Annotated in this window: 9 protein-coding genes; 3 read left to right on the top strand and 6 right to left on the bottom strand. The window is 66.4% G+C overall.

What is annotated here, in order from left to right:
- The first annotated feature begins 130 nt into the window (after positions 1 to 130).
- Entirely contained in the window at positions 131 to 1210 is a 1080-nt protein-coding gene (locus Q7T84_RS20160; RefSeq protein ID WP_304812689.1) for a substrate-binding domain-containing protein, read from the top strand.
- Between the two features lie 57 nt (positions 1211 to 1267).
- Here the strand turns inward: Q7T84_RS20160 and Q7T84_RS20155 are convergent, their stop codons facing one another.
- Positions 1268 to 2401, bottom strand: a complete 1134-nt coding sequence (locus tag Q7T84_RS20155; RefSeq protein ID WP_304812686.1) for a CaiB/BaiF CoA-transferase family protein — start codon at positions 2399 to 2401, stop codon at positions 1268 to 1270.
- 62 nt (positions 2402 to 2463) lie between these two features.
- A complete protein-coding gene (locus Q7T84_RS20150; RefSeq protein WP_304812683.1) occupies positions 2464 to 3240 on the bottom strand; it encodes an SDR family NAD(P)-dependent oxidoreductase in 777 nt (258 codons plus the stop codon).
- A gap of 123 nt (positions 3241 to 3363) precedes the next feature.
- Here Q7T84_RS20150 and Q7T84_RS20145 point away from each other — a divergent pair, with 123 nt between their 5' ends.
- Entirely contained in the window at positions 3364 to 4692 is a 1329-nt protein-coding gene (locus Q7T84_RS20145) for a diguanylate cyclase domain-containing protein (RefSeq protein ID WP_304812680.1), read from the top strand.
- Positions 4692 to 5207 (top strand): CcdC protein domain-containing protein, encoded by a 516-nt coding sequence (locus tag Q7T84_RS20140; protein ID WP_304812678.1) that lies wholly within the window; start codon positions 4692 to 4694, stop codon positions 5205 to 5207. The genes Q7T84_RS20145 and Q7T84_RS20140 overlap by 1 nt, the downstream gene beginning before the upstream one ends.
- A 3-nt stretch (positions 5208 to 5210) precedes the next feature.
- Here the strand turns inward: Q7T84_RS20140 and Q7T84_RS20135 are convergent, their stop codons facing one another.
- From Q7T84_RS20135 to Q7T84_RS20120, 4 genes are all read right to left on the bottom strand, one after another.
- Positions 5211 to 5585: a hypothetical protein gene (locus Q7T84_RS20135; protein ID WP_304812675.1), complete on the bottom strand. Its 375-nt coding sequence runs from the start codon at positions 5583 to 5585 to the stop codon at positions 5211 to 5213.
- Positions 5586 to 5646: 61 nt separating this feature from the next.
- Positions 5647 to 9138, bottom strand: a complete 3492-nt coding sequence (mfd, locus tag Q7T84_RS20130) for a transcription-repair coupling factor (protein ID WP_304812673.1) — start codon at positions 9136 to 9138, stop codon at positions 5647 to 5649.
- Complete coding sequence (locus Q7T84_RS20125; protein ID WP_304812670.1) at positions 9128 to 9418, bottom strand: succinate dehydrogenase assembly factor 2; 291 nt, start codon at positions 9416 to 9418, stop codon at positions 9128 to 9130. The genes mfd and Q7T84_RS20125 overlap by 11 nt, the downstream gene beginning before the upstream one ends.
- 46 nt (positions 9419 to 9464) lie before the next feature.
- Positions 9465 to 9775 (bottom strand): hypothetical protein (locus tag Q7T84_RS20120; protein ID WP_370653694.1); only part of this gene is annotated, 311 nt, incomplete at its 5' end.

Below are 9775 nucleotides of genomic sequence, written 5' to 3'. Positions count from 1 at the left end.
GGCCGCTGAACCTGGCCTGAACGACGTTCTCGGAACTCGTTCATCTACGTAACAAGCTGTCATCCAACCTTCACGGAACCGTCAAAGAAGGATGTTAGCGCCAGGGCCTACATTGGTGCGGAGCCATCCCATGAAGACTTTCGCGTATCTCGCCGTCGCCGCCGTCGCCCTGAGCGCCTGCGGACAACAACCTGCCAAGAGCGGCGCCGAAAAGGCGGCCGGCCCGAGCGCCAGCGGGCGCGACCAAGTCTGGGCCGCTGGCTCTTCCACGGTCTTCCCCTTCGCCACCCGGGTCGCTGAGAACGTGGCCAAGACCACGGGCGGGCGTCCGGCCAAGGTCGAAAGCCTGGGCACCGGCGGCGGTTTCAAACTGTTCTGCGGCGGCAGCGGCGCGGCCTTCCCCGATGTCGCCAACGCTTCGCGCCCGATCAAGAAGTCTGAGTTCGAGCAGTGTGTCGCCAACGGCGTGACCGACATTGTCGAGATCAAGATCGGCTATGACGGCATCGTGATCGCCAACGCCAAGTCCGGCCCGACCTACAACTTCAAGCTTGATCAGATCTATCGCGGCCTAGCCGCGGAGCTTCCCTCGCCCACTGGTTTCGCCAAGAACACCAGCAAGAACTGGAAGGACGTGGACGCCTCGCTCCCGAGCCAGGCGATCTTGGTCTATGGCCCGCCGCCGACCTCGGGCACCCGTGACGCCTTCGTGGAACTGGGCCTCGAAAAGGGCGCCCGGATGATCCCGACGCTCGAAACCCTGCGCGGCAAGGACGAAGAGGCCTTCAAGGCGCGCGCTCACACCATCCGCAGCGACGGCGCGTGGGTCGATGCTGGCGAGAACGACAACGCCATCGTCCAGACCCTGACCAAGACCCCGAACGCTCTGGGCGTCTTTGGCTATTCGTTCCTCGAAAACAACATGGACAGCGTGAAGGCCGCCAAGGTCGACGGCGTCGCCCCGACCTTCGAAACCATCTCGAACGGCACCTACCCGGTTTCGCGCTCGCTCTACGTCTATGTGAAGAAGGCCAATATCGGCGTGACCCCCGGCCTGCGCGAGTTCGTCAACGCCTTCGTGTCCGACGCCGCCACCGGCAAGGGCGGCTATCTGCAGCAGCGTGGCCTGATCCCACTGGCTCCGGACGCCCACGCCGCCCAGAAAGAAGCCGCCACGGCCCTGGCGTCGATGGCCGCGCCCGCGAAGTAGGCGGCTACCCCACGACATCTCCGGATCGGATCAGGGCCGATCCGGAGCATGACGTGCCTAGCTGGCCAAGGCGCCAGACGCCTTCAGCGCGTCGATGGCGGCCGGCGAGAAGCCCCAGTCGCCTAGAGCTTCCTGATCGTGCGCGCCGATCGCCGGCGGCGGTCCCTGGATCGCGCCGGGGGTCACCGAGAACCGCGGCGCGGGCGCGGGCTGGATCACACCCTCGACCTCCACGAAGGTCTTACGCGCCACATTGTGCGCGTGCTTAGGCGCCTCATCGAGATCCAGCACCGGGGCGAAACAGACGTCGGTGGCGTCCATGATCTCGCACCATTGCGCCTGGGTCTTCTGGGCGATCACGTGGCCCAGTTTCTCGCGCAGCGAATCCCAGCTTCCGCGATCCATCTGGGCGGCGAACTCGGGATCATTGATGCCGGTCTTCTCCAGCAGCAGCGCGTAGAATTGCGGCTCGATCGAACCGATCGAGATCCACTTGCCGTCGGCGCATTGATAGGTGTCGTAGAAGTGCGCCCCTCCGTCGAGCAGGTTGACCCGCCGCTCATCCTTCCACATGCCGCCGGCCTTGAAGCCGTAGAACATCGACATCAGCGAGGCTGCCCCATCGCTCATGGCGCAGTCGATGACCTGACCCTTGCCGGTCGAGCGCGCGTTCAGCACCCCAGCCAGCAGGCCGAAGGCGAGATAGAGCGCGCCGCCGCCGAAGTCGCCGACCAGGTTGAGTGGCAGGATCGGCTTTTCCTTGGTTCCGATAGCGTGCAGCGCCCCGGTGATGGCGATGTAGTTCATGTCGTGGCCGGCGGCGTTGGCGTAGGGCCCAAACTGCCCCCAGCCGGTCATCCGGCCATAGACCAGCTTCGGGTTCCGCTTCAGCGCCACGTCGGGACCCAAGCCCAGCCGCTCCATCACGCCCGGCCGGAAGCCTTCGAAAACCGCGTCGGCGCCCTCCATCAGTTTCAGGCAGGTCTCGATAGCCTCGGGGTTCTTGAGGTCCAGCCCGATGGACCGGCGGCCCCGGCTGGTAATGTCGGCCGGCGAGGCGCGCCCCTTGCCCTTGCGGTCGATCCGCACGACGTCCGCGCCCAGGTCCGACAGCAACATGCCGCAGAATGGTCCAGGCCCGATGCCGGCGAACTCCACGACCTTCAGCCCCGAAAGCGGTCCCTGGCCCATGCGTCGTCTCCCTTGATTATGTGCGCCGAGCTTAGAAGCTATGACGTCCCGTCAGCCAACCGTCAGCCGCCGCCCGGCAAGGACTGGCCGTCGTCGATGGTGATGATCGTGCCGGTGATCGCGCGGCCCGCCGGTCCGCTTAGCATCAGCAGCGCGGCGTCAAGATCGCCGGCGTCCATCAGGCGGCGCCGGGGAAAGGCCTTGATCTGTTTCTGCCCGCCCTCGGTCTTGAACCAATCAGCATTGATGTCGGTCTCGATATAGCCGGGGCAGATCGCGTTCACCGCCACGCCGCGCCGCGCCCATTCACGGGCCAGCCCGCGCGTGAGCATGGCGACCGAAGCCTTGGAGGCGCAGTAGGCCGACAGCCCAGGCAGGACCGTGTGGGAGGCGATCGAGGCGATATTGACGATCCGTGCGTCGCCTCGCTCAGCGACGCCTGAGGCGATCATCCGCTTGGCGGCCTGCTGGGCGGCGAAGAAGACACCTCGGACATTGACGTCGAAGGTGCGGTCCCAATCCTCGATCGACAGATCCAAGGCCAGTCCCTCCCCGCCAACTCCAGCGTTGTTCACCAGAATCGAAATCGGACCGAGCGCGGCCTCGATCTCGTCGAAGCCGGGACCGATGGCGGGGGCGTCCGCGACGTCGAGTTTCAGGGCCATGGCGGTCCCGCCGGCGCCAGCGATCTCGCCAGCATGGTTCTCCACAAGATCGAGCCGGCGGGCGGTCAGGGCCACGGCCGCGCCCGCCCGGGCCAAAACCCTCGCGAAATGCGCGCCCAGCCCGCCCGAAGCGCCCGTAATCACTGCTACCTGGCCCTTAAGGGTCTGTTCCATCGCCGTCCTCCCGGTGTTCCTGCGTCGCGCGGTCGCTGTTGCCTGCGCTTTGGCGCTGTATAGTCCTACGGTGCTTCGATTCCCGCCCGCTCTGGGTGAGGGCGACGTTAGGATTTCGAGCAAATGACCGCTGGCGTCCAGGCGCGCGTCTTGATTGTTGCACGCGACGACGCCCTGGCGGGACCTCTCGCAGAGGGACTGGACAAGCTCGGCTGGCGCACCGTGACGGCGCGCGGTCCCTATGCGGCGCTCGCCGCGCTAGGCGACCTGACGATTGAGGCGGCGATCGTCGATCTCGCCAGCGGGGGCCATGAAGCCCTGACCATGGCTCAGCGCTTGAAGGCCGCCTATGCGCCGCGTCACCTACCGGTCATCGCCATCGGCGACCCTAGCCCAGAGCTAGAGGCTTACGACTTCGATCTGACCGTCGCTGCCCCGCTGCATCCCGCCCAGGCTGCGACGCGTCTGGAGACCCTGGTCCGCACCGCCGTCGCCGAGGAGGAGTTCGAACTTCGCCTGGCGACCTTCGCCGACCTCGGCCGGCGGCTAGACGTGCCCGAAACCGACACCTCGCCGTTCCAGGTCCTGGCGATCGGCGAACCGGCCCCGCAATTCCTGGCGCTCGCCAACGCCCTGACCCGTTCGGGAGCCGAGGTGGTCGGCGCCTTCACCGCCTATACAGCGTTCGACTACCTGCACGAGCGCCCCTTCGACGCCGTCGTGCTGTGGGCCGGAGACACCAGCCAGGAGGCGCTGTCCATCGCCGCCGGCATGCGTCGCAACACCCGCCTCTATCACACGCCCGCCCTGCTCTATATGCGCCAGGAGAGCTTCGTCACCGCCTCGGAGGCCTACCATCGGGGCGTCTCCGACGTGGCCTCGCCTGAGACTCCGGAGACCGAGACCGCGCGCCGCGTGCTGGAGCTTGCTCGCAGTTATCGGCATCAGATGTCAGTCCGCCGCGCCCTGGAGAAGGCCCGCAGTTCTGGCCTGATGGACGCCGCCACCGGCCTATTCACCCGCGACCTGTTCGCCCTCCACGCCGCGCGCCTGGCCCAGGCCGCGCGCGCTCGTGGCCGCCCTCTGTCGGTTTGCGTGCTGAAACTGGCCGAACGCGCCGATGTCTCCCACGCCCGCGCCGGCGGCTGGCTCGACCGCGCGATCCCGCAGATCGGCTCGATGATCGGCCGCCTGGTGCGGGTCGAGGACACCGCGGCCCGGCTTGGTCCCGAACTCTTCGCCCTCGCCCTGCCCGCCACGCCCAAGGCGGCCGCTCGCGCGGCCGGCGAACGGATCGCCGCGGTCATCGGCTGCACCGCCTTCGAGGCCGGCGACGGCAAGCCCCCCTTCGTGGTCGACTTCGACATCGGCGTCGCCGACGTCACCTCGGCCGAGACGGTCGGTAAGGCGCTGGAACAGGCTGCCGCCCGCGCTCAGAAAAAAGCCAGCTGATGGTCCCGCAGGACACGGCGGTCCCCTGGACCTACCTTGTCCCGATCATCGCCATCGTGGTGATCGTCTTGCGCGGTGTTCGGACCCGCAACCTGCGGATCGAACGTATGTGGATCATGCCGACCTTGATCCTTGGCGGCGTGCTGTTCAGCCTCTCGGCCCAGACCACGCCCCGGTTCCTCGTGCTCATCGCCGAAGTCTTCGCGCTCGGCATGGGCGCGGGCGTCGGATGGTGGCGTGGACGGACGACGATCATTTCCATCAACCCTGAGGCTCACGCGCTGACGAGCAAGGCCTCCCCGATGGCGATGGCGCTGATCGCCGGCGTGTTCCTGCTGCGCTTCACGTTGCGGGACTACGCCATGGGCCATACGCAAGACCTGCACGTCACGCCGGTCGAGATCACCGACATCTTCCTGCTCTTCGCGGCTGGTCTCGTCTGCGCCCAGCGCCTGGAAATGTGGATGCGGGCCAGGCGCATGCTGGCGGCAGTCCAGACCGCGCCAAGGTCCTGAGGCTCAAGTATCCGGTTTCAGATCGGGCACGCTCTTCATGCTGCGGCCGATCGCCTGCAGTTCCTCGCCTTTCGACTTGAGGGCGCCGCCACAACGGATGAGTTCGCTCTTCACCTTGGCGCTGGTCAGCTTGGCTGCTTCGATCCGCAAGCCGTTCTCCACGTCAAAGCCGGGAACGCGACCTTCAATCCGGCCAAGGAAATAGAGAACCGCCATGCCCGCGCCCATCACCGCTGCAGGCTCGGTCTGCTGTGCCGCCGCCAATGAGAACACGGAGACGCACTTGAGGTCATTGGAGGTCTCGGCGTCCTGCGCCGCCGCACTGCCTGCGAAGAACAGCCCCCCAGCCAGAACTGCCACGGTGATGACTTTTTGCACGAACTTTCCCCAAACCTGACGCTGCAACCTAGAGCAGCGCCACCTCGAGGCAAGCCCTAGCCTAGGCCGCCAGCTTCGCCAGCTCGGTCAACACCCGCTCAGCGGCGGCGAGCCGCTGCTCCGGTGTTTCCCATTCGCCCTTCACGACGACCTTCTGGTCGGGACGGATCTTCCAGGCGATCTGGTTCTTCTGGACGAAGCCGACCAGGCCCATCGGGTTCTTGAACTCATCACCACGGAAGGTGACGACCGCGCCCTTGGGACCGACGTCGATCTTGGCGACATTGGCCTCACGGCACAGTCCCTTGATGGCCACGACCTTCAGCAGTTGACCAGCCTCCGGCGGCAGCGGACCGAAGCGGTCGATCATTTCGGCGGCCAGGGCTTCGCGGTCGCCCGACTTCTCGGCGTCGGACAGGCGGCGATAGAGCGACAGCCGCACGTTCAGGTCGGGTACGTATTCTTCCGGAATCAGCACGGCCGCGCCGGTGTTGATCTGCGGCGACCATCCACGGTCGGCGGCCCCGTCGCCCTTGCCAGCCAATTCCTTCAGCTCGTTCACCGCGTCTTCCAGCATCTGCTGATAGAGCTCGACCCCGATCTCGCGGATATGGCCCGATTGTTCCTCGCCCAGCAGGTTGCCCCCGCCGCGCTGGTCCAGGTCGTGGCTGGCGAGTTGGAAGCCGGCGCCGAGGCTGTCGAGCGACTGCAACACCTTCAGGCGGCGCTCGGCCGACAGGGTGATCGGCTTCTCGGCCGGGGTGGTCAGATAAGCATAGGCCCGCGCCTTGGCGCGCCCGACCCGGCCGCGCAGCTGGTACATCTGGGCCAGGCCGAACATGTCCGCCCGGTGCAGGATCATGGTGTTGGCGCTCGGGATATCGAGCCCGCTCTCAACGATGGTCGTCGAGAGCAGCACGTCATACTGCCCTTCGTAGAAGGCGCTCATCACCTCCTCGAGCTGGGTCGGCGCCATCTGGCCGTGACCGACCACATAGCGCACCTCCGGCACCTGCACGCGCAGGAACCGTTCCAGCTCCGGCAGGTCGGAGAGACGCGGGGCGACGTAATAGGCTTGGCCCCCGCGATACTTCTCGCGCAGCAGAGCCTCGCGGATCACCACCTGATCGAAGGGCGTCACATAGGTCCGCACGGCCAGCCGGTCGACCGGCGGGGTAGCGATGATCGACATCTCGCGGATGCCCGACAGCGACATCTGCAGGGTGCGCGGGATCGGCGTGGCGGTAAGTGTCAGCATGTGCACGTCGGTGCGAAGCTCCTTGAGCTTCTCCTTGTGCTTCACGCCGAAGTGCTGCTCCTCGTCGACGATTACCAGGCCAAGGTTCTTGAACCCCACCTGCTTGGACAGCACCGCGTGGGTGCCGACGATGATCTCAATCTCGCCGTTTCGCAGTTCCTCGCGAGTCTCGGCGGCCTCCTTGGGAGGAACCAGACGCGACAGGCGACGGACCTTGATCGGCCAGCCTTGGAACCGCTCCGAGAAAGTCTTGAAGTGCTGACGGGCCAGCAAGGTTGTCGGCGCGACGATCGCCACCTGTTGGCCGCTCATCGCCACCACGAAGGCGGCGCGCAGGGCGACCTCGGTCTTGCCAAAGCCGACGTCGCCGCAGATTAGGCGGTCCATCGGACGGCCCGAGCCCAAGTCCTCCAGCACATCGCCGATGGCGTTGAGCTGGTCCTCGGTCTCTTCGTAGGGGAAGCGGGCGCAGAATTCGTCGAACACGCCATGCGGCGGCACGACCGGGTCGGTGACCTTGGTCGCGCGCTCGGCGGCGATCCCGATCAGGCCCATGGCCATTTCGCGAAGGCGTTCTTTGGCCCGCGCCTTACGCGCCTGCCAGGCAGCTCCGCCCAGCCGATCGAGCTGGACGTTCTCGCCGTCCGAGCCGTAGCGGGTCAGCAGATCGATGTTCTCGACGGGCAGGTAGAGCTTGGCCTCGCCGCCGTATTGCAGTTCCAGGCAGTCGTGCGGCGCGCCTTGAACGTCGAGGGTCTTCAGCCCGTCATAGCGCCCGATCCCGTGGTCGATATGGACCACCAGGTCGCCCGGCGTCAGGGACGAGGCCTCAGCCAGGAAGTTCGCCGCCCGGCGCTTGCGGCGCGGTCGCGCCAGCCGGTCCCCCAAGATGTCGGTCTCGGAGATGACCGCCAGGCTCTCGGTCTCGAAGCCGGACTCCAGCGGCAGCACCACGCGCTGGGGAATCTTCGGATCGGCGGCCTTGGCCGCGTCCCAATAGGGCGCGAGCGAGATGTTCTTCAGGCCATGGTCGGCGAGCATGGCGCCCAGGCGGTCCGACGAGCCGTCCGACCAGGAGGCGAACAACACGCGCTTGCCTTCGGCCGCCTTCTTCCGGGCGTGATCGGCCGTGGCCTCGAACAGATTGACTGAGTCTTGCTGACGTTCGGCCACGAAGGTGCGGCCGAGCCGCGCGCCCAGGTCGACGACCGTGTCGCCTTCGACCTCCTGGAAGGACGAGAACCGCCGGGTCGGCCGCGCCGCCAGCCGCTCGCGCCACTCGTCGGCGTCCATATAGAGCCGGTCGGGCGACAGCGGATGATAGTGAACCTTGCGGTCAGCCTGAGCCCGGGAATCGTAGGCGTCGGCGATCATCGACATCCGCTCTTCGCGGGCCGCGTCAGCCAGATGATCGGTGGCGATCAAGGTGTTGCTGGGCAGGTAATCCAGCAGGGTCGCCATGTCCGGATAGAACAGCGGCAGCCAGTGCTCCATGCCCGCGCGGCGGCCGCCTTCGCTGACCGTCTCGTACAGCGGGTCGCCGCCGGGAGCGCCGAAGGTCTCGACATAGCCGCGCCGGAACCGCGAGATCGCGTCCTTGTCCAGCAAGCACTCGCTCACCGGCAGCAACGAGATATCCTTGAGTTGGCGAGTCGAGCGCTGGGTTTCGGGATCGAAACCCCGGATCGATTCCAGCGTATCGCCGAACAGGTCGAGCCGGACCGGTTCCTCGGCGCTCGGCGGGAAGACGTCGATCACCCCGCCACGAATCGCGAACTCGCCGCGCTCCGACACCGTCGAGGCCCGCTGATAGCCGTTGATCGCGAAATAGCGTTCGAGGTCGGCGATCTCGACCACATTGCCGACCTTGGCCGAATAGGCCGCGCCCTCGACCGTGGACTTGGGCGGCACACGTTGCAGCAAGGCCGGAACCGTTGTCACCAGCAGCGACGGCTTCTTGGGATCGAGCCCCTTGGCCAGCCGCGCCAGGGTGGTCATCCGCTCGGCGGCCGAGGCGGGCGATGGCCCGATGCGGTCATAGGGCAGGCAGTCCCACGACGGGAACCGCAGGATCTGCACTTGCGGCGAGAAGAAGGTGAAGGCGTCGATGAAGGCAGAGAGCCGCGAGCCATCGCGGGCGACGAACACCGACAGCCCGCCGCGGGCCTTGACGATGTCGGCCATCACCAGGGCGTCGAAGCCCTCCGGCGCGCCGACTAGGTCGAGGCGCCCAGGATCCTGAGCTATCCGCCGATGATCTGCCGCCGTCGGCGCGCGCACGCCGTCAGCCGCCATGGTCCTCTCCGCGAGCCTCATAGGCTTCGAAACGGAAGGTCTTGATCATTTTCATGATTTCGCCGTCGAACTCGGGCGGCGTCGGCGTTCGCTCGACGATCCACTCATAGAGATCCTGGTCGGCCTCTTCCATCAAGGCCTCGAAGGCGTCGAGTTGGCTGACGCTCAGCGTCGCGGCGTAACGATCCGCGAACGGCCCCAGAATGAGGTCCGCTTCCCGAAAGCCCCGGTGCCAAGCCCGGAACTTCACCTTTTTCAGTCGTGTTTCGTGGGTGTTCATGAGGGAGGCCGATATAGGCCCCCCCGCCTGTCCACGCCAGGGGCGATCAGCCCCAATCGCCTCCCCGCCAGGTGAAAGCCACGTTCTGGAAGGGCGTGTCCCCGACCTGCAACGCTCCGGTCGCCACGGTCGCCCCATCCTTGCCCTTGGACGCTCTGGATTTCTTAAGCGCAGCCGGATCGATCTTCACGTCCATTCGCACGTCTCCGAGCTTGGGGTGCTTGCCCACCAACCGCACCCGGTCGTCGGTGACGGCGTAGGCCTCTGGCAGAACCTTCAGCTTCACCGAATAGGTCACGTTACCGAGTGCGTTCTTGCGGGCCGGGCTGGTGATGTCGACGAACTCAAGCATGACCG

Origin of the sequence: Phenylobacterium sp. (assembly GCF_030654915.1) — a bacterium.
GTDB lineage: Bacteria > Pseudomonadota > Alphaproteobacteria > Caulobacterales > Caulobacteraceae > Phenylobacterium.
The sequence above is the reverse complement of the archived record's forward strand: the minus strand, read 5'-3'. Positions and strand labels throughout refer to the sequence as shown.